The organism is Micromonospora sp. WMMD1076, from assembly GCF_029581475.1.
Classification (GTDB): domain Bacteria; phylum Actinomycetota; class Actinomycetes; order Mycobacteriales; family Micromonosporaceae; genus Micromonospora; species Micromonospora aurantiaca.
On the sequence record NZ_CP120862.1, the window covers coordinates 4319778 to 4346547 of the forward strand.

Sequence of the window (26770 nt, forward strand, 5' to 3'; positions counted from 1 at the left end):
CCCTCCGTCGCGACCGTGCCGACGAGAGGGGTGCAGATGGTCGACGAGGTGCTCTTCGTCTGCCAGGCGAACATGTGCCGGTCACCGATGGCGGAGTTCATCGCCCGCCGGATGCTGGCCGGCCTGCCGCTGGCGGTGGCCAGCGCGGGGACCGACGCGATCGACGGGGCCGCCATGCACCCGTACGCGGTCGAGGTGACCGCGCGGACCGGCGCGGACCCGGCCGCCTTCCGGACCCGCCGGCTGCGCCCGGAGCACCTGACCGGGGCGGCGCTGGTGCTGACCGCGACCCGCCGGCAACGCTCGGCCTGCACCGCGCTGGCGCCGGCCGCGCTGACCCGGACGTTCACGCTGCGGCAGTTCGCCCGGCTGGCGGCCGAGGCCCGCCCCGCCGAGGCGGAGGCGGACGCGGGCACGCCGTTGCGGGCGGCGGTGTCGGCCGCGGTCCGCGCCCGGGGGCGGCTGCAACCCGCCGCCCCCGACGCGGAGGACCTGCGCGATCCGATCGGCGGCTCGCCGGCCGCGTTCCGGCGCTGCGCCGAGGAGATCGAGCGGTCGATCCGGCCCGTGCTCGCGCTCATCGCGACAGCCGGGTGAGTTCCTGCGTCCGGTCGCCCACGGCCTTCGCGCCCCGCCGGGCGCCGGCCCGGTCGGCCGGCACGGAGGGTGCCGCGGGCGGCACGACCACCTTGTACGCCTCGTACTGGTAGGCGTCCGCCTTGGCCACCTTGGCCATGTTCAGCACGCAGCCGAGCAGGCGCACCGAGACCGAGCTGAGCGCGTGCGCCGCCGCCGCGACCTGGCTGCGGGAGGTACGTCCCTGCTGGGTGACCAGGAGCGCGCCGTCGGCCTGCACGGCCACCACCACGCCGTCGGTGACCGCCAGCAGCGGCGCGGTGTCGATGACCACGATGTCCGCCGAGTCCCGCAGCGCGACCAGCAGGTCCGCCATGGACTTGGAGCCGAGCAGCTCGCTCGGGTTGGGCGGGGTGGCGCCGCTGGGCAGCACCAGCAGGGACTTCTCGCCCCAGCGCTGCACCACGTCACCGACCTGGACGTCGCCGACCAGCACGTCGGTGAGGCCGACGCCGCCGTCGAGGCCGAGGTAGTCGGCGACCTTGGGGCGGCGCAGGTCGGCGTCGATCAGCAGCACCCGCCAGCCCGCCTCGGCCAGCGCGATGGCGGTGTTGCAGGCCATCGTGGTCTTGCCCTCGCCCTGCAACGCGCTGGTGACCGCGATGACCCGGGCCGGCTCGTGCACGTCCACGAAGCGCAGGTTGGTCCGCAGCTTGCGGACCGCCTCGGCCCGGGCGGAGGTGGCCGCCTCGCCGACGATCAGCGGCGCCGACCGTGCGCCGGTCTCGTACGGGATCTCGCCGAGCAGCGGACTGCCGGTCACCCGTTGCAGCCCGGCGCCGTCGCGCATCCGGACGTCGGCCACCCCGCGCAGCACGGCCAGGCCGACGCCGAGCAGCAGGCCGAGCAGACCGCCCAGGACCAGGTTGCGGGTGGGCTGCGGCGAGACCGGGTCGGAGGTGACGCGGGGACCGCTGACCACCTCGATCTTGATCGGCGGGGCCTTGCCGTCCGGCGGCGTCTCGACCTTGCGTACCAGATCGGTGAACTTCGTCGCGAGCGTCTCGGTGGTCTTCAACGCCCGGGTCTGGTCGGTGTCGGTGATCGTCGCCTTGAGCAGCACCGTGCCGGCCGTGGCGGTGGTGTGGATCCGGCTGCGCACCTGGTCGGCGGTGAGGCCGAGCGGCGCGTCGGCGACCACGCTCTGTGCCAGCCGGTCGCTGGTGAGCAGGTCACCGTAGGACTTCACCCGCTGCTGGAGGAAGAGGCTGCCCTGGTAGGCGTCGGTGACCCCCTGGCTGGGCGTGGTGACGAAGAACGTCACCGAGGCCTCGTACCGAGGCGCCGTCCGGACCGTCACCAGCGCGGCGGTGCCCAGGCCGAGCATCACCGTCACCAGCACGATCCACCAGTGGCGTCGGACCAGGCGCAGGTAGCCGAGAACGTCCATCACGCTCCCCCTCGCGACACGCCGGTCTGCCGATGAAACTGCACGAAAGCCCCCTAAAAACCCCAGTCGCCGTGCCAGGATCGAATCGCCTATTCACGACGTTACGTGACTGGACGACAGTAAACGACCGAACAGGTACAGACGGTCTAATCCTTTCAATACGGATAGGACGTAGAGGGCAGCCCATGGATCGTGACGCGATCACAGCCGTTCGACCCCCCGGCCGGATCACCCACCGCGCCGCCACCCTTTCCCTGTTAACGCTGGACACGGCCGCGTGGTGCGGAGGTTTTCTCGGCGCCGCCTGGACGCGGTACGAGTTCGACCTCACCGCCGCCGCCAGCGCCCGTACGCTCGGCATGGCGCTGGCCTGTGCCGCGCTGTACGCCGTGCTCACGCTGCTGCGGTCCCGGTTCTACGGCCGGTATCCGATCGGCAGCGCCGGCGACGCGCAGGGCCTGGCCACCACCGTCGCGCTCGTCGCGGCCGTCGGCTTCGTCGCCCTGCTGCCGTGGACGCAGCACCCGGTACCGGCCAGCACGCCGCTGGTCGGCGGCGCGGTGGCACTCGTGGTGATGGCGGCCGCCCGGGGATTCTGGCGGGCCCACGCCGACCGCCGGCCGCCCGCCGCACGACACGCCGAGCGCTGCCTGATCTACGGGGTGGACGCGGCGAGCGAACGGCTCGTCCGGGTGCTGCTGCACGACCCGGACAGCAGCTACCGGCCGGTGGGCCTGCTCGACGACGCGCCCGACAGCCGCGGCCTGCGGCTGGAGCGGCTGCGCGTGCTCGGCGGCCGGGAGCAGATCGCCGCCGCCGTCCGGGCCACCCGGGCGAGCACTGTCATCTTCTCGATGAGCGGCTCGGACCCGCAGCTGCTGCGCGACGTCCGCACCCGCACGCTGGAGGCCGGCGCGGCGTTCAAGGTCCTGCCGCCGGTGCGCGAGGTCCTCGACCGCCCGGTGGCCGCCACCGACGTACGCGACCTCCAGCTCACCGACCTGCTGGGCCGCGCGCACCGGGTGGCCGAGCTGAGCGTCGAGCGCGGCGGGCTGGCCGGGCGCCGGGTGCTCGTCACCGGCGCCGGCGGCTCGATCGGCTCGGAGCTGTGCCGGCAGATCGCCCGCTGCGAGCCGGACGAGCTGATGATGCTCGACCGGGACGAGTCCGCGCTGCACGCCTTGCAGATGTCCCTGCACGGGCGCGCGCTGCTGGACGGGCCGGAGCTGATCCTCGCCGACATCCGCGACGCCGAGGGCATCGCCCGGGCGATCGCCGACCGGCAGCCCGACGTGGTGTTCCACGCCGCGGCGCTCAAGCACCTCACGCTGCTCCAGCGCCATCCCGGTGAGGCGATCAAGACCAACATCCTGGGTACGCTGAACGTGCTGCAGGCGTGCCGGGACGTCGCCGAGTTCGTGAACATCTCCACCGACAAGGCGGCCAACCCGGCGAGCGTCCTCGGCTACTCCAAGCGGATCACCGAACGGCTCACCGCGTACCACGCGCAGCGGCTCAACGGCCGATACCTGAGCGTCCGGTTCGGCAACGTGCTCAGCAGCCGCGGCTCGGTGCTCACCGCGTTCCAGGCGCAGATCCGGGCCGGGGTGCCGATCACCGTCACCCACCCCGACGTGACCCGCTACTTCATGACCGTGCAGGAGGCGGTGCACCTGGTGCTCCAGGCCGCGACGATCGGCCGGGGCGGCGAGGCGCTGGTGCTCGACATGGGCGAGCCGGTCCGGATCGCCGACGTGGCGCGCCGGCTGGCCGCCGAGGCGGACCGCCCGGCGGAGATCGTCTTCACCGGCCTGCGACCGGGCGAGAAGCTGCACGAGCACCTGTTCGGCGCCGACGAGGTGGACAGCCGGCCGCTGCACCCGCTGATCTCCCACGTCCCCGTGCCCGAGCTGGACCCGGACGAGGTGCGCGGGCTCGACCCGTACGCCGACCCGGACGAGCTGATCAAGCGGATGGCCGCGTTCTGCGACCCGGTCGGGGCGTCCCTGCCCGCCCTGCCCGGACAGCGCTGACCCGCCGGCCGATGGGACGCCCCACCCGGGTGGTGAGACGGCGTCCCATCGGCCGGCTCGGCTCGCCGCCGGTGGCGGCGCCCGTTAGGGTTGGTCCAGGTGTGCCGGGAAGCCTGGTCGGCGATGGTTCCGCCGACCCCAGCTTCCGAACGGACGCCGCATGCCCCAGCACACCCCGCACCGTTCCCGCCTGCTGTCCCGCCGCTCCTGGCCGGAGGCCCGCTTCCTGGCCGACGTGCTGCGCACCGAGACCGTCGGCGGCGGCCTGCTCCTGCTCGGCGCGGTGCTCGCCCTGATCTGGGCCAACTCGCCGTGGCGTGCCGCGTACGCCGAGCTGGGCCACCGGGTGCCCTGGCCCGGCGGCGCCGGCCTGCACCTGGATCTCGACCTGCGCACCTGGGCCGCCGACGGGCTCCTCGCGATCTTCTTCTTCGTGGTCGGCCTGGAACTCAAGCGCGAGTTCGTCGCCGGTGACCTGCGCGACCCCCGGCGGGCCGCGTTGCCGGTGGTGGCCGCGCTCGGCGGCATGATCGCGCCCGCGCTGGTCTACCTCGCGGTGACGCTCAGCGCCGGCGGCGACGGCCTGCGCGGATGGGCCATCCCCACCGCCACCGACATCGCCTTCGCACTCGCCGTGCTCGCCGTCATCAGCTCCCACCTGCCGCAGGGGCTGCGCGCCTTCCTGCTCACCCTCGCGGTGGTCGACGACCTCTTCGCGATCACCGTCATCGCGGTCTTCTACACCGACGGGTTCCACCCGCTGCCGCTGCTCGCCGCGCTGCTGCCGATCGCCGCGTTCGGGCTGCTCGTGCAGCGGCGGCGGACCTGGTGGTGGGCGCTGATCCCGCTCGCGGTGACCGCCTGGGCGCTGGTGCACGCCTCCGGTGTGCACGCCACGGTGGCGGGCGTGCTGCTCGGCTTCACCGTGCCGGTGCTGCGGGGACGCGACGGCGCACCCGGCCTCGCCGAGCGGCTGGAGCACCGCTGGCGGCCGGTCTCCGCGGGCCTGGCCGTACCCGTCTTCGCCTTCTTCGCCGCCGGGGTGACGCTGGTCGGGGTGGACCTGGGCGGCGTGCTCACCAGCCCGGTGGTGCTCGCGGTGGCCGCCGGGCTGGTGCTCGGCAAGGTGATCGGCGTGTTCGGCTCGACGTACCTGCTCGCCCGGTTCACCCGGGCCGAACTGGACGAGGAGATCACCTGGGCCGACCTGGCCGGGCTGGCACTGCTGGCCGGAATCGGGTTCACCGTGTCGCTGCTCATCGGCGAGCTGGCGTTCGGCGCCGGCAGTCCGGAGGAGGACGGCGTCAAGGTGGCGGTACTGCTCGGCTCGCTCACCTCCGCGCTGCTGGCCTCGGTGGTGCTGGTCCGCCGCAACCGGGTCTACCGGCGGGTCAGCGAGCGGGAGAGCCGGGACGCCGACGGCGACGGCGTCCCGGACGTCTACCAGGAGGGCCTGGCCTGAGCGGCGCGGCGGGCGTGACCAGCCGGTCACGCCCGCCGCACGGGTCGGCGCGGTACGCCTCAGCGCCGGCGCTCGGCCGGGCGCGGCCCGCGCCTGCGCTCCGGCTCCTCAATCGCCTCGGCGGCCGGGGCGGTGAGGTCGTCACCCGGCACGGCCACCTGCTCGGCGCGGTCCTGCTCGTCCTCGCGCCCGCCCGGCGGCGGCTCCGGCGCGGTGGCGCCCCCGGCGAAGCCGTACTCGTTGGGCTCGTCGTGCCTGCTCATGGGCGGAACCTCCCGGTCGTGCCGATTCGTCCTCCGCCGGACGGTCACCGCCACGGCGCTCACCCGGGCTACTTACCCACCGAGGCGCTCTCCGATCATCGGGCGCCGCCGCACCAGTCACGCCGGTTCCGCTCAGGTCAGCTCGGAGACCGCCTCGAAGATCAGCCACAGGCCGCAGATGGCGAACAGCACCGCCGCGCCGTAGCGGATGGTCCGCTCCGGCAGGTGCCGGCCGAGCATCCGGCCCACCAGGATCGCCAGCGCGTCCGCTGCGACCATGCCGAGCGTCGAGCCGAGCCAGGTGCCGAACCAGCCGTACTTGGTGGCCAGCGTGATGGTGGCGAGCATGGTCTTGTCGCCCAGCTCGGCCAGGAAGAACGCCACACCCACGGCGATGACGGCGGACCGGCCGCCGCGCTCGGCCTTGCGCTTCTCCTCCTCGGTCAGCTTGTCGCCGCGCAGCGTCCAGGCGCCGAAACCGAGGAACGCCAGACCGGCGACGAGCGAGATCCAGTCGGTGGGCAGTGCGGCGCTCAGGCCGTACCCGATGGCCACCGAGGCCAGGTGGACGACGGCGGTGGCGATCGTGATGCCGATGAGTACCGGCACCGGCTTGAACCGCGTGGCGAACGTCAGTGCCATGAGCTGGGACTTGTCGCCCAGCTCGGCGACGAAGATGACGCCGAAGCTGACCACCAGCGCGACGAGGAAACCCTCCATGTGAACCTTCCCGATCAAGCCGGGAGGAGGAACGGGGGCGCCCTCGACCCGGCTGCGACAGCCTGAGTCGAAGGTCTCGCCCGCCCCGGAGACCGGGGCCGCGTGGCCGGATGCGGAACGCACCAGTGTGTCGACCACGACATTGGGGGCTACTCCCCTTCGCGCCGCCCAGCCTAGCCGATCACCGGCAGCCCCGGTCACCGGGTGTGGGCGGGGCCACGGCCCTCAGTCGGCCCGGGCCAGGCTCACCCCGAACAGTCCGTCCGGGTCGGTCCAGAACGCCCGCCGGTCGAACCCGGCGGCCGTCAGCTCGGCCGCGATCCCCTCCGGCCGGAACTTGGCCGACACCTCGGTCCGCAGCTCCTCGCCGGCGGCGAACACCACGTCGGTGTCCAGGACCCGCACCCGGGTCGGGTGCTCGGCACGCAATCGCATCTCGACCCACTCCCGGCCGGCATCCCAGACCGCCACGTGCCGGAACGCGTCGACGTCGAAGTCCGCGCCCAGCTCACGGTTGATCACCCGGAGCACGTTGCGGTTGAACTCGGCTGTCACGCCCGCCGCGTCGTCGTACGCGGGCACGATCACGCCCGGGTCCTTGACCAGGTCGGTGCCGACCAGCAGCCAGTCGCCGGTCTCCAGCGCCGCGCGCATCGCGGTGAGGAACTCGGCCCGCTCCACCGGCAGCAGGTTGCCGATCGTGCCGCCGAGAAACGCCACCAGACGCCGGCCGCCGGTGGGCAGCCGGTCGAGGTGACGGGTGAAGTCGCCGACGATCCCCCGCACCCGCAGCCCCGGGTACGCGGCGGCGATCTGCTCGGTGGACGACCGCAACGCGCTCACCGAGACGTCCAGCGGCACGAACGTGCCCAGGTCGCCGTGGCGGGTGAACGCGTCGAGCAGCAGCCGGGTCTTCTCCGACGAGCCCGAACCCAGCTCGATCAGCGTCTTCGCCGCGGTCGTGGTGGCGACGTCGTCGGCGTGCGCGGCCAGCACCGCCCGCTCGGCACGGGTCGGGTAGTACTCCGGCAGGCGGGTGATCTCCTCGAACAGCTCGCTGCCCCGGGCGTCGTAGAACCACTTCGGCGGCAGCCACTTCGGCGTCGCGGCCAGCCCGACCCGTACGTCCTCCCGCAGCCCACGGTCGAGGTCCTGCTGCTCCAGGTGGATCTCCAGCGGCTCCGCGCTCATCGGGTGTCCTCTCTTGCGGTGGGTACGGATCGTCGGGCGGCCGTCGTCTCCCGCACGTCGAGCCCGCCCTTGGTCGCCACCACGAGCCGGCCGTCCGGCACGGCCCGCCAGGCCGGGTCGTCGTCGAACGGTTCGGACGCCAGCAGCACCGAGTCCGGGCCGCGGCGCATCGACAGCGCGTGCCCGGCCGTGCTCGCCACCACCGTCGTACCGTCGGTGAGCAGCAGGTTCAGCCGCGAGCCGGGAGCGGCGGCGGCGACCGCCGCGACGGTGTCCGCCACCGCCTCGTCCGGTGGCGCGCCGGCCCGCAGCCGGTGCCGGACCAGCGCCCACAGCAACGCCGAGTCGGTCGGCACATCGAGTGTGATCAGGTCGCGCACGGGCAGGCCGGCGGCGAGCGGGACCAGGCTGTCCGGCCAGCCCCGCACCACGCCGTTGTGGCTGAACAGCCACCGCCCCTCGGCGAACGGTGCGGCGGCGGTCTCGTGCAGCGGCATGCCGACGGTGGCCGAGCGGACCGCGGCCAGCACCGCCCGCACGCGCGTCACGGCGGCCAGCTCCGGCAGCGTGGTGTCGCTCCACATCGGCTGGGCCCGCCGGTAGCGGACCGGGTCGCCGTCGCCGGGATACCAGGCGACGCCGAACCCGTCGGCGTTCACAGTGCCGCCGCCACGCATGTCACGCGGCGCCCACGACTGGCGCAGCAGCCCGTACGGCGGGTCGAACAGCAGGCTGCCCAGGAGCACGGGTGGACCGAGGTACGCGAGGTGACGGCACATCGGGCCGGCTCACTCCTCCGGTCCGGCGTCACGGGCGCAGCGGAAACCGCTGAAGATCTGCCGCCGGACCGGGTAGTCCCAGTTGCGGAAGGTGCCCCGGCAGGCCGACCGGTCGGTGCCGAACGAGCCGCCCCGCAGCACCCGGTGGTCGTCGCCGAAGAAGACCTCCGAGTACTCCCGGTACGGGAACGCGGTGAAGCCCGGGTGACCCCGGAACGGCGAGGAGGTCCACTCCCACACGTCGCCGACGAGCTGGTGCACACCCAGCGGCGAGGCGCCGGCCGGGTACGCGCCCACCGGCGCCGGCCACAGGTGCCGCTGACCCAGGTTGGCGTGCTCGGTGGTCGGGTCCTCGTCGCCCCACGGGTAGCGGCGGGACCGGCCGGTCGCCGGATCCCAGCGGGCCGCCTTCTCCCACTCCGCCTCAGTCGGCAGCCGCTTGCCGGCCCACGCCGCGTACGCCTGCGCCTCGTACCAGCAGACGTGCACCACCGGCTCGTCGTCGCGGACCGGCGACCAGCGGCCGAACCGGCGGTACGCCCAGCCGTCCCCGTCGCGCCGCCAGTGCATCGGCGCGCTCAGGTCCGCCTCGATCCGGTGCCGCCAGCCGGCCTCGCTCCACCAGCGCGGCTCGTCGTACCCGCCGTCGGCGAGGAACGCCCGGTACTGCCCGTTCGTCACCGGCGCGGCGTCGACGACGTACGCGGGCAGGTCGGCGGTGTGCGCCGGGCGCTCGTTGTCCAGCGCCCACGGGTCGGTGGAGGTACCCATGGTGAACGGCCCGGCCGGCACCCGCACCTCCCCGCCGACCCGGGCCCGGGGCTCCGGCGGGGGCGGCGCGTCCAGCACCGGGGCACCGGCACGCAGCTGGTGGGTGGCGAGCATGGTCTCGTCGTGCTGCTGCTCGTGCTGCACGATCATGCCGAACGCGAACCCGTCGGCGACGAGGGGACGCTCGGTGAAGCGGATGCCGTCGAGCAGGTCGAACACCTTGTCCCGTACCGTGCGCACGTAGGCGCGGGCCTCGGCCGGGGGCAGCAGCGGCAGCGCCGGCCGATCCTTGCGGGGCTGCTTGAACGCGTCGTACAGGTCGTCGATGTCGTGGCGCACCGGGTCGCGGCCGCCGACGTCGCGGACCAGCCACAGCTCCTCCTGGTTGCCGACGTGCGCCAAATCCCAGACCAGCGGCGACATCAACGTGGAGTGCTGCCGGACCAGGTCGTCGTCGTCCACCGCGTCGGTCAGCAGCGCGGTACGGTCCCGGGTCCGCTCCAGTTCCGCGGCGATCCGGTCGCGTAGTCGCTCGGTGGTGGTCACCGGTGTCCCCTCTCCGCGGCGGCGCGGTGCCGCCGGATCGCTCGCTGGGTCTCGTCGTGGATGCCGGCCGGCAGGCCGAGCCGGGGCAGGGCCGTCAGGGCCAGGTCGAACAGCGCCGCCGCGGCGGTGGCCAGCGGACGCTCGGCCAGCCCGCACCGGGCCGCCGCGCGCCACCGGTCGGCGACCGGGCCGGCCGCCGCCAGCGCGTCCCGGGTGGTGGCCGGGTCGGCGAAGAGCGCCGCCAGCACCGCCAGCGGCACGGTCCAGTCCGGGCCGGGCTGGGTGTCCAGGTAGCGCAGCTCCAGGTAGCCGCGCGGGCGTACCGGCGGGAACAGCGTGCTGAGGTGGTATTCCAGGTCGCCGGTGGTCGGCGGGCGGGGCAGCGCCCCGGCCAGCCAGTCGCCGAACGTGACACCGGGTGGCGCGGTCCAGTCCGGTCCGTCGGCGCGTACGCAGAGCAGCGGCGCGGCGAGCGCGTACCCGGACCAGGCCGCCACCGGGTCCTCACCGGCGCGCTCGGGCGACCAGACCGGACGGGTCCGGGCCGGATCGATGGCCAGCCAGGTGGCCATCCGGGCGGAGGCCCAGCCGGTACGGCGGCCGGCGTGCCGGTCGGCGGTGGCGAAGGCTGCGAGCAGCGGCGGGCCGACGGCGTGCGCGGCGGCCCACCGCTGCGCCACGTGGTCCGGTTCGCCGGCGTCCAGGCAGACCTGGAGGCCGGCGGTGCTGTACATCATCGCCCGTCCCGCCGGGCCGTGCCGGTCGAAGGCGCACCGCATGGCCCGGTAGCGCGGGGTCTCCACGACAGGCCGGGGCAGGCGCCAGGGGTCGATGCCGCTGCGGCCGAGCACCAGGCCGGCGGCGTCCAGCCGGGCCCGCAGCTCGGCGACGTCGGCCTCGGTGGCCAGGATGAGCGCGGCGACCGACGATCGCGGTGTCGCGGAGATCTCCACCTGCCCGCCGGGCTCCACGGTCACGGCGCCGCCGCGCCGGAGCTCGTCGGCCGGGCTGGTGGGGTCGAGGGTCACGGGGCTGTGCCGCCCCAGCGCCTCGCGTAGTCGCTCGCGGTCGACCGGCCGGGCCGGGTCCGCGGCGTCGTGCACGGTCCATTCCAGTTCGACGCCGACGAGTGCGGGTGGCCCGGTCTTGAAGCAGATCCGGGCGAGGTGGCCCCGGGCCGCCTCCTCGTCCCCGAGGACGACTGCCCGGTCCAGATCCGGCGACAGCACCATGGGACGGCTCCTCCTCGGCGATGGGCGACGACGTCGTCGCGACGCCGCCCGGCCCGGACGGCACGGGACGCCGCCCCACCATCCTCTGTCTAGCAGACGAGATCCGCCTGCCCGGAGAGATGAATTTTTGTCCGGAATCTGATTGCGCCGTGGCCGTTCAGTCGTCCGCCCGCGGACCCGGGCGCTCGGGCTCCGGCACGTCGTCCGGGTCCTCCGCCGGCGCGTCCACCAGGTTCCGGCAGTAGCTCTCCACCTGTTCCGGGCCACCGGCGGCGGCCACCAGGGCGGCGAAGCCCGGCCTGGTCAGCGCCTTCTCCCGCTGCCGTTCCGACTTGGCCAGGTAGGCGCGGCAGTGGCCGGCCATCCGGCCGCCGGTGGCCCGGGGCGCGGGTGGCCCGGCCTCGGCGCTCGGCCTTCCGGACCGCGCCCGCGTCGGCGCCGGTGGCGGCGCCGCGTCGGACGCGCCGCCGGCCGGGGTGCTCGGCGCCGGCCGCGACGGCCCGCTGACGGACGGGCCGGTGCCGGTCGGTCCCGCGCCTGTCGGTCCGGCCGTCGGCGCGGGCGGGACCACCGGCTCGGGGTGGCGGTCCAGGCGCACGGCGGCGAACGCCACCCCGGCGACCGCGGTGGCGGCCAGCCCGGACAGCGCGGCGGCGATCCGGAGGCGCCGGCGCCGGCGCGGCGCGGCCACCGCTGCCGCCACCGGGGTCGTCCCGGCCGTCGCGCGGGCCGCCCGGAAGGCGGCGAGCGCACGCTCCTCCCCGGCCACCTCGCCGGGGGCCGCCGGTCCGGCGGCGGCGGACAGCAGCCGGGTCAGCGGGCCGGCGTCGGCCTGCGGCGGCGTGCCGGCGCGGGCGGCGTCGAGCAGGCGGCCGGACTCCGCCCGGTCGGCGGGCCCGCCGGACCGGCGAGCGTGCATGCCGTCGTCTCCCCTCACGTCAGCCCTCCGCCGGCTCGGCCTCGGGCGCGTGCGGCACCTGGCGGTCGGTACGGGGACGCGGCGCGACGGCGTCCCGGGTGCCGTCCGGCGTGGCCTGCGCCGCCGAGCGCTCCAGCATCGCGGCCAGCCGGCGCAGGCCCCGGTGCGCGGCGGTACGCACGGCGCCGGCCCGCCGGCCCAGCACCCGCCCGGCGGTCTCCGCGTCCAGGCCGATGACCGCCCGCAGCATCACCGCCTCGGCCTCGGCCGGTGGCAGCGTACGGATCAGCGCCAGCGCGCTCTCGGTCGCGATGGCCTCACCGGCCCGGTCGGCTGTGTCGACGTCGGCGGCCAGGTCGTTGAGCGCCTGCACGGGCACCGGCACGGAGGGACGCCGCCGCTGCCGGCGCAGGTGGTCCATGGCCCGGTTGCGGGCGATCGTGACCGCCCAGGCGCGGAACTCGCCACCGGTGAACGACGGCAGGTCGCGCGAGATCTGCAGCCACGCCTCCGAGGCCACGTCCTCGGCGTCGGCGCCGACCAGCGCGGTCAGGTAACGCAGCAGCGCGGGCTGTAGCCTGCGGTAGAGGAACCGGAACGCCTCCTCGTCGCCCGCCTGCGCCCCGGCGACCGCCTCGTTCAGCTCGGCCGTCACGCTCGCCGTCCCACCCGCGTGACGGCCGGGCACCGGGCGTCGACGGGAGCCGGTGACCACACCGCCATCCGCACTCGGCCCCCCGGTGAGCTGATCAGGCACGCGCACGAGGGTGCGGTACGCCTTGGACACCGCCGCGCGGCAACGGGCGTCGGCGGGACATACCGTACCGGCGGCCGGGGGCGGCCGGGAGCCGGGCCGACACCGGGACGCGCGGGCCCGTTCGGCAAGCCGTCGAGGGCCGGAAGAACAGAGAGAAATGTCTAGCTCCAGCGTCGGCGTGTCGTGGTGACGCCGAGGGCGGCTGCGACGCCCCCCGAGTACGGGCCGCCGCCGGCACGACGGGCCGGGAGCGCGGGGGCGCGTCACTTTCCGGCCGGTCGTACCGGGTGGATCACGATCAGCCGATCGGCGTCCCGGCTGCCGGGCACCCGGCCGAACCGGGCGCGGACATCGCGGGAAATACTTCGTGCCTGCTGTGGGTACGGTATGGGGGTGCTGTCCTCAGACGTCGTACTCAGCGGTCGGTACCGCCTGGATGACCGTGTCGCCACCGGCGGCATGGGCGACGTCTGGCGTGCCACGGACCTGGTCCTCGGTCGTCCGGTCGCGGTGAAGGTACTCCTTCCCGCCCTGGTGTCCGACCCCGACTTCATCGCCCGGTTCCGCGCCGAGGCGCGGATCATGGCCTCGCTGCGCCACCCCGGCGTGGTCCAGGTCTTCGACTGCGGCGAGGACGACCTGCCCAGCGGCGGCCGGGCCGACTACCTGGTGATGGAGTTCGTCGCCGGTGAGCCGCTGTCGCGGCGGATCGAGGCCGCCGGGTGCCTCGAGGTCGCCGAGACCATGTCGATCGTGGCCCAGGTGGCGCAGGCCCTGCACGCGGCGCACGGCCGGGGCATCGTCCACCGGGACGTGAAGCCGAGCAACCTGCTCGTGCAGGACGACGGCACCGTGGTCCTGGTCGACTTCGGGGTCGCCCGCTCGACCAACGTCACGAGCATCACCAGCACGAACGCGGTGCCCGGCACCGCCCTCTACATGGCGCCGGAGCAGGCCGCCGGGCGGCCCGTCTCGGGCGCAACCGACGTGTACGCGCTCGGCGCCGTCGCGTACTGCTGCCTCACCGGCAGCCCGCCGTTCACCGGCGACAACCCGCTCCAGGTGGCCGTACGCCATCTCGACGACGAACCGCCGGAGCTACCGGCGGAGATCCCGGCGTCGGTGCGGGAGCTGGTGTCGCGGGCGCTGGCCAAGGATCCGGCCGACCGCTACCCGAGCGCGGCGGCGATGGCCGACGCGGCACGGGCCGCGCGTACCGACTCGCCGACCGCGACTGTGGCGCTGCGCGGCGCGGCGGGCCAGGCGCGGTCGCGGGACGACCAGCCGGCGGTCCGCCCGGGCGCCGCGGTGGCGACGTCGCGGCGGCGGGGCCGGCGCGGCACGCTCGTCGGGGCGCTGGGCGCGGTGCTGGTGGCGATGGGCGCGCTGGGCGCGCTCGTGGCCGCCGCGAACGACACGGCCGAACCAGCCACGAAGATCGACAAGACGACGCCCGCGGTGGCGCCGAGCGATCCGGCCGCCGAGCCGGTCGCCGACGAGCCGTCGGCGGACGACGAGTACACCTACCGCCCGGTCGGTCCGGGCGACCGGCCGTCGGCCACACCGTCGGTGACGCCGAGCACCTCGGCGACCCCGTCGGCGCAGCCGAGCGTGACGGACGAGCCGGCCCCGACGGACGAGCCGAGCAGCACGCCGTCCAGCGCGCCGACGACGACGGCGCCCACCACGCCGCCCGCGCCGGACCCGACCACCGCCGACCCCGGCACCGGCGGCGGCGACACCGGCGGGCAACCGGCCACGCGGCCCTGACCCACGCACCCGCGAGCCGGCCCCGCCCACTGCGGAGCCGGCTCGCCCGTGCCCGGGTGGCGGTGCTCAGTCCGCGCCGAGCGACGCCACCACCGGCCGGGACAGGGCGCGGCGGGCCGGCAGGACCGAGGCGAGCAGCGCGGCCACCACCGCCACCGCGACGATCAGCCCGATCCGCCCCCAGGGCAGCACCAGCGTGAAGTCACCCCCGATGCGGGCGACCACCGCCGTCGCCCCGGCCGCCGTCCCGGTGCCGAGCGCGATGCCGAGCAGCGTGCCGACGAGCGCGGTGAGCACCGCCTCGACCGCGAGCACGCCCCGCATCCCGGCCCGGCTCAGTCCGACCGCGCGCAGCACCGCGGTCTCCCGGGTGCGTTCCACCACGGACAGGCTGAGCGTGTTGGCGACCCCGACCAGCGAGATCACCACGGCCAGGCCGAGCAGCGCGGTGACGAACCCCAGCACCAGGTCGACGGTGCCGGTGAGCATCTTCTTGTACGCGGCCTGGTCCATCACGTTCACAGTCGGGTAGCGGGCCAGCACCGACTCGACGGCGGCCCGGGCGGCGTCGACGCTCACCCCGGCGGCCGGGTCCACCTCGGCCAGGTAGCCGCGCTCGGCGGGGAACATGGCGGTGAAGTCGGTGTCCGGCACGTCCACCAGGTGACCGGCGGGCACCGGGCTGCCGGCCATGACCGGCTCCTCGTCGGCCACCACCGCGACGACCCGGAACGACCGGCCGGCGAGCGTGATCGTGGAGCCGGCCGTCCAGCCCCGCGCCGCGGCCAGCTCGCGGTGCACCAGCACCGCCCCCGGCCCCAGGTCCGCCGGGTCACCGGCGTCGACTGCGGACAGCATCCGCCGGACCAGCGCCGGATGCGCGGCGCGCAACTGCACGTCGCCGACCACCCGGCTGCGCTGCTCGTGCACCACGCCCAGCTCCGGGCGGGCGGCCAGTTCGTCGGCGAGCGTGGCCGGCAGGTCACCGCCGATGCCGGTGACCAGGAAGTCCACGCCGACCCGGGCGTCCACCGCGCGTTCGATGCCGGACTTGACGCTCGCCGCGCCGACCACGAAGGCCGAGACCAGCCCGATGCCGATCACCATGGCCGTCGCGGTGGCGGCGACCCGGCGCGGGTTGCGCACCGCGTTCGACACGGCCAGCGCGCCGGTGGCGCCGAACGCCGCGCGGAACGGCGCGCCGAGCACCCGTACCAGCGCCGGCACCAGCACCGGGCCGAACGCCACGATGCCGCCGAAGGCCAGCAGCCCGCCGACCGCGACCAGCACCACCTGACCGGTGGCCCCGGCACCGACGAGCGCCGCCACACCGGCGGCGAGCGCCAGCGCGCCGACCGCCAGCCGCATCCGCCCGGCCGGACGGACCGGGTTGATCGCCGCGTCGGTGAGCGCGGCCACCGGAGCGACCCGGGTGCCCTGCCAGGCCGGCAGCGCGGCCGACGCCACGGTGAGCAGCGTCCCCAGCCCCAGCGAGACCAGCAGCGTACGCGGGGTCAGCGTGAGCCCGCTGCCCGGCGGCGCGCCGGTGCCGGCGAGCAGGAGGCCGAGGCCGCCGGCCACCGCCGCGCCGGCCAGCACCCCGGCCACGGAGGCGAGCAGGCCGGTCACCGCCGCCTCGGACAGCGTGGCCCGGTAGATCTGCCCCCGGGTGGCGCCGACCAGGCGCAGCAGCGCGGTACGCCGGGAACGCTGGGCGAGCACGATGGCGAAGGTGTTGGCGATCACGAACCCGGCCACCACCACCGCCACCGCCGCGAACGTGCCCAGCAGCATCCCGAACTGCCGCAGGTCGCGTACCGCGTCGTCGACGGCCGCGTCGAGGACGGCGTCCCGGTCCCGGACCGTCACGTCCGGTCCCACCACGGCGCGGATCCGGTCGGCCAGCACCGCCGTGTCCACACCGGGCCGCGCCGCCACCATGATCCGGCCGTAGCCCCTCTCGCCGCTGACGGTGAGCGCGTCCGGGCCGGTCAGCCCGATGTACGGGCCGCCGACGTCGCGGGAGCTGCCGGCCACGTCGACGGTGCCGACCAGTGTGTACGGGCGGGCCGCGCCGTCCCGCCCGCCGATCGACACCGGCCCGCCGACTGTGAACCGCTGCTCGGCGACTGTCTCGTCGTCCAGCACCACCTCGCCGGGGCGCTGCGGCAGCCGCCCGGCCACCACGTCGTAGGACTGGAGGTCCGTCTCGGTGGGTACCGCGGCGAGCACCGCGTACCCGAGCACGGGACGGCCGTCGGCGCCGACGACACCGGCGGAGCCGGTCAGCTCGCCCGCCGCGGCGGCCACCCCGTCGACGGCGCGTACCCGGTCCACGAGCGCCGGGGGCAGCGGGCCGGTCTCGGCGTACGCGGCCAGGTCGGTGTGCCTGTCGAACTCACCGGCCCGCTCGTACGCCCCGGCGCGCATGCCGTCGATGAACATCAGCGTGCCGGCGACGAACGCGACACCGAGCACGATCGCCAGCGAGGACAGCAGCAGGCGCAGGCCGTCGGCGCGGACCTGGCGCAGGGTCAGGCGCAGCATCCCGCTCACCGCCCCGCCGGCGTCACGGCCGGGTCGAGCCGGCTGAGCGTGTCCCGGACCGCGCCGACTGCCGGCTGGTGCAGCTCGTCGACCAGCCGGCCGTCGGCGAGGAAGACGACCCGGTCGGCGTGCGCCGCGGCGGCCGGGTCGTGGGTGACCATGACGACGGTCTGGCCGAGCGCGTCCACCGCCTCGCGCAGCAGCCGCAGCACCTCCGCGCCGGAGCGCGAGTCGAGGTTGCCGGTCGGCTCGTCGGCGAAGATCACCCACGGCCGGGTGATCAGCGCGCGGGCCACCGCGACGCGCTGCTGCTGCCCGCCGGACAGCTCCGCCGGACGGTGCCCGAGGCGGTCGGTCAGGCCCACCGCGGCGACCACCTGACGCAGCCACGCCGCGTCCGGGCGGCGGCCGGCGATCGCCAGCGGGAGGACGATGTTCTCCTCGGCGGTGAGCGTGGGCAGCAGGTTGAACTTCTGGAAGACGAAACCGATCCGGTCCCGGCGCAGCCGGGTGAGCCGCCGGTCGTCCAGGCCCGTCAGGTCGGCGTCACCGATGTGGACCGCCCCGGCGCTCGGCCGGTCGAGGCCGGCGAGGCAGTGCAGCAGTGTGGACTTGCCGGAGCCGGACGGGCCCATCACGGCGGTGAACCGGGCGGCGGCCAGGTCGAGGTCGACGCCGTCGAGCGCGACGACGCGGGACTGCCCGGCGCCGTACTCCTTGCGCAACGCGCGGGCGGCGAGGGCGACGCCTGTGGTCGGTGGTGCGGACACTGTGGTGCTCCTGTCGGAAACGGTCTCTCTGACCCTTCCGACGCTAGGTCCGGCACCGGCTGGTCGATCTCCGCCTGCGCGCTCGACCTCGGTGCGACCACGGTCGTCCCCCACCGGGGGAACCCGTACGACCTGAGACGTACGGCCGGTCAGCCGCCGGGCGTGATCAGGCCGCTCTCGTACGCCAGCACCACCGCCTGGACCCGGTCGCGGAGCTGGAGCTTGGCCAGGATCCGGCCCACGTGGGTCTTCACGGTCGCCTCCGCGACGTGTACCCGGGCGGCGATCTCGGCGTTGGACAGCCCCTGCGCCACCAGCAGCAGCACCTCGCGCTCCCGCTCGGTGAGCTGGGCCAGCCGGGGGTCCGCGGTGGGCGCGGGACCGAGCTGCCCGGCGAACCGGTCGAGCAGCCGCCGGGTGATCGACGGGGCCACCACCGAGTCGCCCCGGGCGACCACCCGGATCGCGGCCATGAGTTCCTCCGGCGGCACGTTCTTGAGCAGGAACCCGCTCGCCCCGGCGCGCAGCGCGGCGAACGCATCGGCCTCGGTGTCGAACGTGGTGAGCACCAGCACGCGCGGGCCGCCGCCGGCCGAGCCGGCGCAGATCCGCCGGGTCGCCTCCACCCCGTCCATGGTGGGCATCCGCAGGTCCATCACCACCACGTCGGCCTCGACCCGGTTCAGCACCCGCAGCGCGTCCGCGCCGTCGATGGCCTCGCCGACCACCTCCAGGTCCGGCTGGGAGTCGAGCACCATCCGGAACCCGGCCCGCACCAGCATCTGGTCGTCGACGATCATCACCCGCACGGTCACGCCGCCGCGCTCCCTTCCTCGATGCCGGCCGCCGCCGGCAGTGGCAGCCGCGCCTGCACCCGCCAGCCACCGGCGAGTGTGGGGCCGGCGGCGAGGCTGCCGTCGTACACCCCGACCCGTTCCCGCATGCCGACCAGGCCGTGCCCGCCGGACGGCGCCGGCCGGACCACCGGACGGCCGCCGCCGTCGTCCACCGCCCGGACCACGACGGCGGCCGCGTCCCAGTCCAGCGTCAGCTCCACCGACGCGCCGACGCCCGCGTGCTTGAGCGCGTTGGTCAGGCTCTCCTGCACCACCCGGTAGACGGTCAGCTCCAGGCCGGGCGGCAGCGCCCGCGGGGAGCCGGCGCCGCCGCAGGTGATCAGCAGCCCGGCGGCGCGGAACCGGTCGAGCAACGCGGGCAGCTCCACCAGCGCGGGCCGCCGGTGCGCCGGCTCGGCCGCCGCCGGTACCGGGGGCGCCGGGGTGGGTTCCCGGAGGACGCCGACCAGCCGCCGCATCTCCTCCAGCGCCTGCCGTCCGGTGTCCGCGACCACCTTGGCCGCCTCCCGGGCGGTGACCGGATCCCGGTCGAGCGTGAACCGCACCCCGTCCGCCTGCACGATCATCACGGCCATGCTGTGGGCGACCACGTCGTGCAGCTCGCGGGCGATCCGGGTGCGCTCCTCGGCGACCGCGGCGCGCGCCTCCGCCTCCCGTTCCCGTTCCAGCGTGGCGGCGCGTTCCTCCAGGCTGAGCACGTAGAGCCGGCGGGTCCGCACGTTCAGCCCGGCCAGCCAGACCGCGCCGGTGACCAGGGCGTAGAAGAACGCGCCCGTCCACCAGGGCCAGGCGCCGGGCGTCTGGAGCGCGGCGAGCACCCCGCCGATCGCGGCGACGATCCCGGCCACGATGCCGTCGCGGAGCCGGTCGGCGTACTTGACCACGCTGTAGAGGGCGATCAGGACTGCGACGTCGTAGCTGAGCGGGCCCCAGCCGGCGATCACCTGGACCAGCGCGAGCGCGGCCACCAGGGCGACCACCACCGACGGGTGGGTACGCCGGACGAACAGCACCGCCGCCATCGCGAGGCCGACCACGAACGCCGGGAGCCCGGTCTGCCCGGCGAGGTACCCGGACAGCGCGAAGAACACGACAAGCCCGCAGACGGCCGCGTCGAACGCGACCCCCCGCAGCGGACGACCGAGGATCAGGCGGTTCACGATCCCCCAGCCTAGGCCCGCCCCCCGCCCTCCCCGGGGTGCGGGTCAGGGGTTCAGGAGGGCCTGCATGCGGGTGATCTCGGTGGACTGCTCGACCGCCACCGAGGTGGCGAACTCCTGCATCGGCTGGTCGACACCGACCTTCAGCAGGTCGGTGGACATGACGATCGCGCCCCGGTGGTGGTCGGACATCATCTGCACGAACAGCCTGTCGAACGCCGCGCCGCGGGCGTCCGCGAGCCGCCGCATCGCCTCGCCGGACTGCATCCCGCGCATGCTGCCGTGGTCGTGCCCGGGCACGTCGGCGGGCAGGTCGCGCGTGCTGAGCCAGGCGCGCAGCAGGCCGACCTCCGGCCCCTGCGCGGCGCGGATCCGGTCGGCCACGGCGCGGACCCGCGCGTCGGCGGCGCGCTCCGGCGCGAGGGCGGCCATCTCCAGGGCCTGCTCGTGGTGCGGGATCATCATCCGGACGTACCAGACGTCGAGGCTGTTCCACAGCGGCGTGGTGGCGCCCCGGACCTGCTCGGCGGGGCGGGTCACGGCGGGCTCTCCCGGCCGCCCCGGGACCACCACCGGCGGCGCCGACGCGGCGGTGCTCGCGCTCGGCGCGGCCACCGCGGCGGTTCCGGCCGCCTCCGGGGTACGGGTGTCCTCGCGCCCGGTCAGCGCCAGCGCCCCGACCGCCACGAGGGTCACCAGTGCTGTGACGCCCACCCACACGCGCGCCTGCCGGCTGGTCATACGACGCCTCCTCCGGTCAAGGTGACAGCGATCCTATCCATAGACGAAAGTTCCCCAGTGTGACCCAGATCACATTGATGACCGTCTCCAATAGGTAAGGTGTGGCGAATCATGACCCCCTTTCGAAGGGTGTTGCCGATGATCAACGTCCGCACGTCCCGTATCCGGATCGTCAGCCTGGCCGCCGCCGGTCTGCTGCTCGCCGGCGTCGTCACCGCGCCGCCGAGCAGCGCCCAGGAGACCCCCCGCGCCCAGGCCGCGCCGGCCACCGTGGACAGCGCCGTCCCCGGTGTCGACGAGATCTCCAGCAGCCCCAACCTGCGCCAGGTGGCGAACCTGCCGAAGCAGGCGCCGTTCGACACCACGGCCGCCCTCGGCACCGACATCGCCTTCCAGGGGCGGTACGCGTTCGTCGGCAACTACGACGGGTTCGTCGTCTACGACGTCTCCCGCCCGAGCCGCCCGGCGATCGTGTCCCAGGTGCTCTGCCCCGGCTCACAGAACGACATCTCGGTCCACGGCAACCTGCTGTTCCTGTCGACCGACTCCTCCCGCAGCGACGACTCCTGCGCCAGCACCAGCCAGCCGGCGTCGGTGAAGGAGTCCTGGGAGGGCATCAAGATCTTCGACATCCGGGACAAGCGCAACCCGCGCTACATCAAGTCGGTGGAGACGGCGTGCGGCTCGCACACCCACACGCTGGTGCCCGGCAAGGACAAGCGGAACGTCTACCTGTACGTCTCCTCGTACAGCCCGCGGGCCGAGTTCCCGGACTGCCAGCCGCCGCACGACTCCATCTCCATCGTCAAGGTGCCGGTGAAGAACCCCACCACCGCCTCCGTGGTCGCCACGCCGAACCTCTTCCCGGACGGCGGCTACCCGGGCGTCCCGGGCCAGTCGTCGGCCACCACCGGCTGCCACGACATCACCGCGTACCCGTCGAAGGACCTGGCCGCGGGCGCCTGCATGGGTGACGGCGTCCTGCTGAACATCGCCAACCGCGAGGCGCCCCGGGTGATCGAGCGGGTCACCGACGCGGAGAACTTCGCGTTCTGGCACTCGGCCACGTTCAACAACGCCGGCACCAAGGTCGTCTTCACCGACGAGCTGGGCGGCGGCGGCGCGGCCACCTGCAACGAGGTGGTCGGTCCCAACCGCGGCGCGGACGCCATCTACGACATCACCGGCCGCGGCGACGCCCGCAAGCTGGAGTTCCGCAGCTACTACAAGATCCCCCGCGTCAACGCCGACACGGAGAACTGCGTGGCCCACAACGGCTCGCTGATCCCGGTGCCCGGCCGCGACATCATGGTCCAGGCGTGGTACCAGGGCGGCATCTCGGTGTGGGACTTCACCGACTCGCGCAAGCCCAAGGAGATCGCCTACTGGGAGCGCGGGCCGCTGGACGCCTCGCAGCTGCGTACCGGCGGGTCCTGGTCGGCCTACTGGTACAACGGCCACATCTACTCCAGCGACATCCAGAAGGGACTGGACGTGCTGGAGCTGCGTGACCCGCGTACCTGGCTGGCGCAGTTCCTGCTGGTGCCCGAGCTGAACGTGCAGACGCAGGCCGGTTACCTGAGCTGGTGACCCGCTGACCGTCGCCGGGCCCGGTGCTCCCCTGGCGGGGACGCCGGGCCCGTCGCCGTCAGCGCCCCGTCACGCCTCGTACGAGATGAACTCCAGGAGGCTCCCGTCGGGATCGCGGAAGTAGACGCTCGTCCCGGGGCCGCCGGCGCCGAACCGCGGGACCGGCCCCGTCTCCACCTCGACGCCGTGACGCCGCAGGTGCGCCACCGCCGCCTCGACCGGCCCGTCCCAGACGAGGCAGACGTCGCTCTTGCCGGGACGGACGGGCAGGCGGGCGACGTCGCCCGCGAGGTCCATCCCCGGCCCGTGCACGCTGAGCTGGGTGGGCCCGATCCGGAACGCGACGCGCCCGCCGCCGACGCCGATCACCTCGGCGCCGACCACGTCGCGATAGAAGTCGGTGGCGACCCGCCAGTCCGAGACGGCGATCACGACGTGGTCCAGCCGGGTCACGGGCGTCATCGTCCGACAGTAACGCCGGCGCGGACCGCACACGCCCCGGTCAGCTCATCGGCAGCCGGTAGTCGCGGGTGCCGCCGCCCGCCGTGACCACCCGCACCTCGCCGCTGCGCAGCCCGTACGTCACCGACCAGCGGGTGTGCGACTGGCGTACCGCGTTCAGCAGCCGCAACGCCCCGGCCGCGTCCACCACCCCGCCGGCACGGTCGAGTTCCTTCGCCAGCACCCCGTACCTGTGGTCCTGGCGCAGTTCCCGGTCCGGCACGCCCACGGCGGGCACGTTGGTCAGCGCCTGCCACGGGCCCTGTCGCCGGTCCACCGTCAGCTTCCCGTCGACGAACTCCACCACCGCGGACGCGCCTGTGGCGTCCGCCAGCAGGTAGTGCAGTGGTGGCCCGCCGTCGAAGTCGAGGTTGTAGCGCCGGAACACGGCGACCGCCTCGTCCACGGTGGCGGCCGAGTCGAGCACCAGGCGCAGGATGCGTACCGAGCCCACGGCCGGCAGTCCGGGCACCGGCTCGGCACGTGCCCCGTCGTCGGCGGCCAGCCCGACCGCGAGGCCCCGCTCGTTCATGCCGTCGAACGGCAGCAGCGGCGCGTCCAGCAGCCGCCGGTCCCCCGTCGGGTCGGCGGGCACGCCCAGGTAGGAGATGTCGACGAGGGAGATCGAGGCGTACCCGTCCGGCGGGTCGGTACGCAGCACCAGCGCGGGGTTCGGCTCCCAGTCGAAGTTGCGGGCGAACAGCGGCCGCTCCCGGTCGGCGAGCGCGGCGAACAGCGAGCAGCCGAACGGGCTCGGCGGCGTGGACCCGGCCAGCCCGGCGGTCGGGTCGTAGTCGCCGTCGTACGTCATCTCGTACATCGGCAGATCGTCGATCTTGCGGAGGCTGGCCAGGGTCCGCTCGACCTGCGCCGGGTCCTGCCGCGACGCGGTCGGTGAGCCGGCCGCGGCCGGCGGGCCGGACCGGCGGCTCTTCCCGCAGGCCGTGCCGAGCAGGAGCAGCGCCAGCCCGCCGGCGATGAGGGTCCTCCGCATGACAGCGACGCTAGAAGAGACTCCCGCCGATGTCCATCCGGGACCCGGTCAGCTTCGCACGACGGCGAACATCCAGCAGCCGTACACCACGTTGCGGCTGTGCAGCAGGTCCACCACCGGATCGGCGAACAGCTCCGCGATCACCGCCTCCGGGTCGCCGCCGTCGTGTCGCCGTCCGCCCACGATGCGGCCCCGGCTGTCGTACGCCCGCAGCACCTGTTCCCGTCCGCGCCACTGCGACGGGTACACCGTCACGTCGTCCGGGCCGGCGCAGGCAGCGGCGTGGGCGAACACCGGCCCCACCTCGCGGTACGGGCCCGGCGGCAGCGGCGGGGCGTACCCGAGCAACAGCAGCTCCTCGTCCGGCCGGGCGTCGCGCAGGCAGCAGCGCAGCGGCTCGCCACCGGTGGCGCGCCGGTGCTCGGGCGGTTGCCCGGTGGCGTCGCGGCCGGTGCGGCGCAGCTCGGCGAGCGTCTCGGCGGGCAGCGGGCGGATTCCGAACGCGGTACGGGTGGTCGTCACGCTCCCAGCCTGGCGCGGCCCGGACCGCGGCGCTGGCGGTGATCGGACCTGGCGTTCGGGTGCCGCGACAATGCGCGCCGAGCGGGCACCCGCGGGCCGCATCCGGCGCCGACAATGGCCGGATGGACGTCGACGACTACCGGACCCACTCGCCGTACAGCGATCCCCGCCACCACGCGGCGCTGCTCGACGCCGTTCCCGCCGACCTGCCCACCGTCGCGGCGACCGCCCGCAACGTGATCATCCACTACCGGGCCGGTGGCGTGGAGCTGCCGGACGTCCGCCGGGCCGAGGTGAACCTGCGCTGGCTGGACCGCATCCTCGACACCGACCAGTCCCGGTTCCCGCTGCCGCTGACCGCCGAACGTCCGGCCGCCGAGCGGGTCGCCGGCTGCTGCCGGGACCACACGCTGCTCACCGTCGCGGCGCTGCGCCAGCACGGGATCCCGGCCCGCAGCCGGATCGGGTTCGTGAGCTACTTCTCCCCGGACTGGCACCACGACCACGTGCTCGCGGAGTGGTGGGACGGCGAACGCTGGGTCTGGTCCGACCCGGAGCTGGACCCGGCCGGCGACCGGCCGTTCGACGGCTACGACATCGACCCGGAGGCGGGGCACTTCGAGTCGGCGGCCCGGGTGTGGCTGGCGTACCGGGCGGGCCGGATCGACCCCGACACGTACGGCGTGGACCCGTCGCTGCCGATCCGGGGCGACTGGCTCGTCCACGACTACGTGCTGCTGGAGCTGGCCCACCGGCACAAGGACGAGGTGCTGCTCTGGGACGGGTTCGGGGCGATGACCGAGGATCTGACCGGTGCCGACCTCACGCTCGTCGACGAGGTCGCGGCGCTGCTGGTGGCCGCCGACCGCGGCGACGCCGCCGCCGGGCGGGAGCTGGCCCGGCGGTACGCCTCGGACTCCCGGCTGCGCCCGGGCCGGACTGTGCACCGCGTCGACCCGGTCTCCGGCGTGGCCGCCGGCGTGGACCTGCGACGCTGACCGGGCTCACCCGGGCAGGGGCGCCTCGTCGCCTCGGGTGCGGCGCGGGTTGACCAGCCGGCGGACCATCGGGGCGGCGTTCCAGCGGGCCGCGCCTACCAGGTCCCGGGCGTGTTCCAGCACCGTGTAGTCGGGCCGGGCGATGCCCTCGGCGATGGCCCGGTCGAGGTCGTTGCCGCAGCGGGTGAGCACGCTGTCGAAGTCCCGGCGGACCGGTTCGAGCAGGTCGTAGCCGAAGGAGCGGTGCAGCCGGGCGAACAGCGGCTTGTAGAGGCGGGCCCGCTCGTGCAGCCCGGACGAGTACGACATGGGGTTCTTCGGCCGCTGCCGGACGTAGGAGGGCAGCACGTCCGCGAACGCCCGCCGGACGATCCACTTCTCCTGCCCGTCGCGGAGTTTCACACCCAGCGGCAGCCGCATGGCCAGCTCGACGACGCTGAGGTCGAGGAACGGCACCCGGGCCTCCACCCCGTGCGCCATGCTGGCCCGGTCCACCCGTTGCAGCTCGGTCCGGCACAGGTTGCGGATCTTGTGGAGGAACAGGCGGCGGGACCGCTCCGGCCCCACCCGGTGGTACATCGGGTACCCGCCGAACAGTTCGTCCGAGCCGTCGCCGGTGAGCACCACCCGGACGCCCAGCTCGCGCAGCCGCCGGAAGATCGGCACCGAGACGACGGCGTTGATGATGTCGCCGTACTCGGTCAGCTCGGAGATCCGGATCGCCTCGCGGACGTCGGCGAGCCGGATGTCGCGCGGCCGCAGCTCGATCACCTCGTGCGGTACGCCGAGGTCGGCGGCGAGCCGCCGGGCGTACGCGACGTCCGGGCTCTCCGGCACGCCGATGGTGACCGCCACGCAGTCCGGGTGCAGTTCCCGGGCGTGCAGCAGCGCCAGTGAGCTGTCCAGGCCGCCGGAGAGCACCACGCCGACGGTGAGGTCGGTGTCCAGCCGGGCGCGCATGGCGTCGGTGAGCGCGACGCGGACCAGCAGGGCCGCCTCGTCCGGGTCGTCGATCACCGGCAGGCCGTCGCCGAGGGTGAGCAGGTCGACGTGCGGACCGAGCCGGACCGGCCGGCCGGGCTCGACCCAGCCGTGGTGCCCGGGCGCCACCTCGCCGATCGGCGCGCCGTGCCCGACCAGCGCCTTGACCTCGGAGGCGAGGTGCAGGCAGCCGGGCAGGCGGGACCAGTAGAGCGGCTTGACGCCGAGCGGGTCGCGGGCCAGGTACGTCCGGCCGGTGTCGCGCTCGACGATCACGAACGCGTACTCGCCGCGCAGCCGGCGTACCGCGTTCTCGCCCCACTGGCGGAACGCGGTGAGCACCACCTCGGTGTCGCCTGCGGTGATGAACCGGTGGCCCAGCCGGGTCAGCTCGGCGCGCAGCTCGTGGTGGTTGAAGATCTCGCCGTTGAAGCAGAGCAGGTGCCGCTCGTCCGGCAACATCCACGGCTGGACGGACCGTTCCCGGTCCACGATCCTCAGCCGCCGTACGCCCGCGAGGAGGCCGTTCTCCTGCCGGGTCTCGGTGACCTCGCCGCGCGGCGCGAGCGCGGCGAGCATCCGCCGGAAGGTGGCCGGATCCGCGTCGGGGCCGATGCTCAGCGCGATGCCGCACACCGGG

The 26770-nt window shown here is 74.8% G+C and carries 24 protein-coding genes; 6 read left to right on the forward strand and 18 right to left on the reverse strand.

Annotated elements, in window-relative coordinates; translation table 11 throughout:
* Positions 1 to 36: 36 nt before the first annotated feature.
* Complete coding sequence (locus tag O7622_RS20580; protein ID WP_282309799.1) at positions 37 to 597, forward strand: low molecular weight phosphatase family protein; 561 nt, start codon at positions 37 to 39, stop codon at positions 595 to 597.
* On the opposite strand, the gene O7622_RS20585 is transcribed toward O7622_RS20580, so the two are convergent.
* A complete protein-coding gene (locus tag O7622_RS20585) occupies positions 578 to 2026 on the reverse strand; it encodes a polysaccharide biosynthesis tyrosine autokinase (RefSeq protein ID WP_282309800.1) in 1449 nt (482 codons plus the stop codon). The two genes, O7622_RS20580 and O7622_RS20585, sit on opposite strands and share 20 nt — an antisense overlap.
* 185 nt (positions 2027 to 2211) lie before the next feature.
* On the opposite strand from O7622_RS20585, the gene O7622_RS20590 reads away from it, so the two are divergent.
* Both O7622_RS20590 and nhaA read left to right on the forward strand, forming a co-directional pair.
* A complete protein-coding gene (locus tag O7622_RS20590) occupies positions 2212 to 4059 on the forward strand; it encodes a polysaccharide biosynthesis protein (RefSeq protein WP_282309801.1) in 1848 nt (615 codons plus the stop codon).
* Between the two features lie 160 nt (positions 4060 to 4219).
* A complete protein-coding gene (gene nhaA, locus O7622_RS20595; protein WP_282309802.1) occupies positions 4220 to 5521 on the forward strand; it encodes a Na+/H+ antiporter NhaA in 1302 nt (433 codons plus the stop codon).
* 59 nt (positions 5522 to 5580) lie between these two features.
* Here the strand turns inward: nhaA and O7622_RS20600 are convergent, their stop codons facing one another.
* From O7622_RS20600 to O7622_RS20635, 8 genes are all read right to left on the reverse strand, one after another.
* Positions 5581 to 5784 carry a hypothetical protein gene (locus O7622_RS20600; RefSeq protein ID WP_282309803.1) on the reverse strand — a complete coding sequence of 68 codons (204 nt, stop codon included), beginning with the start codon at positions 5782 to 5784 and terminating at the stop codon, positions 5581 to 5583.
* A 132-nt stretch (positions 5785 to 5916) separates the two neighbouring features.
* Positions 5917 to 6504 (reverse strand): TMEM165/GDT1 family protein, encoded by a 588-nt coding sequence (locus tag O7622_RS20605; protein ID WP_282309804.1) that lies wholly within the window; start codon positions 6502 to 6504, stop codon positions 5917 to 5919.
* 225 nt (positions 6505 to 6729) lie between these two features.
* Positions 6730 to 7695, reverse strand: a complete 966-nt coding sequence (gene egtD, locus O7622_RS20610) for an L-histidine N(alpha)-methyltransferase (protein ID WP_282309805.1) — start codon at positions 7693 to 7695, stop codon at positions 6730 to 6732.
* Positions 7692 to 8474 carry an ergothioneine biosynthesis protein EgtC gene (gene egtC / locus O7622_RS20615; RefSeq protein ID WP_282309806.1) on the reverse strand — a complete coding sequence of 261 codons (783 nt, stop codon included), beginning with the start codon at positions 8472 to 8474 and terminating at the stop codon, positions 7692 to 7694. The genes egtD and egtC overlap by 4 nt, the downstream gene beginning before the upstream one ends.
* A 9-nt stretch (positions 8475 to 8483) precedes the next feature.
* A complete protein-coding gene (egtB, locus tag O7622_RS20620) occupies positions 8484 to 9791 on the reverse strand; it encodes an ergothioneine biosynthesis protein EgtB (protein WP_282309807.1) in 1308 nt (435 codons plus the stop codon).
* Positions 9788 to 11023 carry an ergothioneine biosynthesis glutamate--cysteine ligase EgtA gene (egtA, locus tag O7622_RS20625; protein ID WP_282309808.1) on the reverse strand — a complete coding sequence of 412 codons (1236 nt, stop codon included), beginning with the start codon at positions 11021 to 11023 and terminating at the stop codon, positions 9788 to 9790. The genes egtB and egtA overlap by 4 nt, the downstream gene beginning before the upstream one ends.
* 157 nt (positions 11024 to 11180) lie before the next feature.
* On the reverse strand, positions 11181 to 11942 hold the full coding sequence (locus tag O7622_RS20630) for a hypothetical protein (protein ID WP_282309809.1): 762 nt from the start codon (positions 11940 to 11942) through the stop codon (positions 11181 to 11183).
* 19 nt (positions 11943 to 11961) lie between these two features.
* Positions 11962 to 12597: an RNA polymerase sigma factor gene (locus O7622_RS20635; protein WP_282309810.1), complete on the reverse strand. Its 636-nt coding sequence runs from the start codon at positions 12595 to 12597 to the stop codon at positions 11962 to 11964.
* 495 nt (positions 12598 to 13092) lie between these two features.
* Here O7622_RS20635 and O7622_RS20640 point away from each other — a divergent pair, with 495 nt between their 5' ends.
* A complete protein-coding gene (locus tag O7622_RS20640) occupies positions 13093 to 14469 on the forward strand; it encodes a serine/threonine-protein kinase (protein WP_282309811.1) in 1377 nt (458 codons plus the stop codon).
* Between the two features lie 66 nt (positions 14470 to 14535).
* Here the strand turns inward: O7622_RS20640 and O7622_RS20645 are convergent, their stop codons facing one another.
* From O7622_RS20645 to O7622_RS20665, 5 genes are all read right to left on the reverse strand, one after another.
* Positions 14536 to 17016, reverse strand: coding sequence for an FtsX-like permease family protein (locus O7622_RS20645; protein ID WP_282309812.1), 2481 nt, complete (start codon positions 17014 to 17016; stop codon positions 14536 to 14538).
* Positions 17017 to 17021: 5 nt separating this feature from the next.
* Complete coding sequence (locus O7622_RS20650; RefSeq protein WP_282309813.1) at positions 17022 to 17786, reverse strand: ABC transporter ATP-binding protein; 765 nt, start codon at positions 17784 to 17786, stop codon at positions 17022 to 17024.
* Between the two features lie 149 nt (positions 17787 to 17935).
* A complete protein-coding gene (locus tag O7622_RS20655) occupies positions 17936 to 18601 on the reverse strand; it encodes a response regulator transcription factor (RefSeq protein WP_282309814.1) in 666 nt (221 codons plus the stop codon).
* Positions 18598 to 19803, reverse strand: a complete 1206-nt coding sequence (locus O7622_RS20660; protein ID WP_282309815.1) for a histidine kinase — start codon at positions 19801 to 19803, stop codon at positions 18598 to 18600. The genes O7622_RS20655 and O7622_RS20660 overlap by 4 nt, the downstream gene beginning before the upstream one ends.
* Before the next feature lie 45 nt (positions 19804 to 19848).
* Positions 19849 to 20544 (reverse strand): DUF305 domain-containing protein, encoded by a 696-nt coding sequence (locus tag O7622_RS20665; protein ID WP_282309816.1) that lies wholly within the window; start codon positions 20542 to 20544, stop codon positions 19849 to 19851.
* A 138-nt stretch (positions 20545 to 20682) separates the two neighbouring features.
* Between O7622_RS20665 and O7622_RS20670 the strand changes: the two genes are divergently transcribed.
* Positions 20683 to 22134, forward strand: coding sequence for a hypothetical protein (locus O7622_RS20670; protein ID WP_282309817.1), 1452 nt, complete (start codon positions 20683 to 20685; stop codon positions 22132 to 22134).
* 69 nt (positions 22135 to 22203) lie between these two features.
* Here O7622_RS20670 and O7622_RS20675 read toward each other — a convergent pair whose 3' ends face one another.
* The 3 genes from O7622_RS20675 to O7622_RS20685 are packed head-to-tail and all read right to left on the reverse strand — an operon-like array spanning position 22204 to position 24151.
* Positions 22204 to 22596 carry a VOC family protein gene (locus O7622_RS20675; RefSeq protein WP_282309818.1) on the reverse strand — a complete coding sequence of 131 codons (393 nt, stop codon included), beginning with the start codon at positions 22594 to 22596 and terminating at the stop codon, positions 22204 to 22206.
* Between the two features lie 40 nt (positions 22597 to 22636).
* Positions 22637 to 23629 (reverse strand): carcinine hydrolase/isopenicillin-N N-acyltransferase family protein, encoded by a 993-nt coding sequence (locus O7622_RS20680; RefSeq protein ID WP_282309819.1) that lies wholly within the window; start codon positions 23627 to 23629, stop codon positions 22637 to 22639.
* Positions 23630 to 23677: 48 nt separating this feature from the next.
* Positions 23678 to 24151: a DUF1203 domain-containing protein gene (locus O7622_RS20685; protein WP_282309820.1), complete on the reverse strand. Its 474-nt coding sequence runs from the start codon at positions 24149 to 24151 to the stop codon at positions 23678 to 23680.
* Positions 24152 to 24273: 122 nt separating this feature from the next.
* Between O7622_RS20685 and O7622_RS20690 the strand changes: the two genes are divergently transcribed.
* On the forward strand, positions 24274 to 25149 hold the full coding sequence (locus tag O7622_RS20690; RefSeq protein ID WP_282309821.1) for a transglutaminase domain-containing protein: 876 nt from the start codon (positions 24274 to 24276) through the stop codon (positions 25147 to 25149).
* A 6-nt stretch (positions 25150 to 25155) separates the two neighbouring features.
* Here O7622_RS20690 and O7622_RS20695 read toward each other — a convergent pair whose 3' ends face one another.
* Positions 25156 to 26766 (reverse strand): asparagine synthase-related protein, encoded by a 1611-nt coding sequence (locus tag O7622_RS20695; protein WP_282309822.1) that lies wholly within the window; start codon positions 26764 to 26766, stop codon positions 25156 to 25158.
* Positions 26767 to 26770 lie beyond the last annotated feature (4 nt).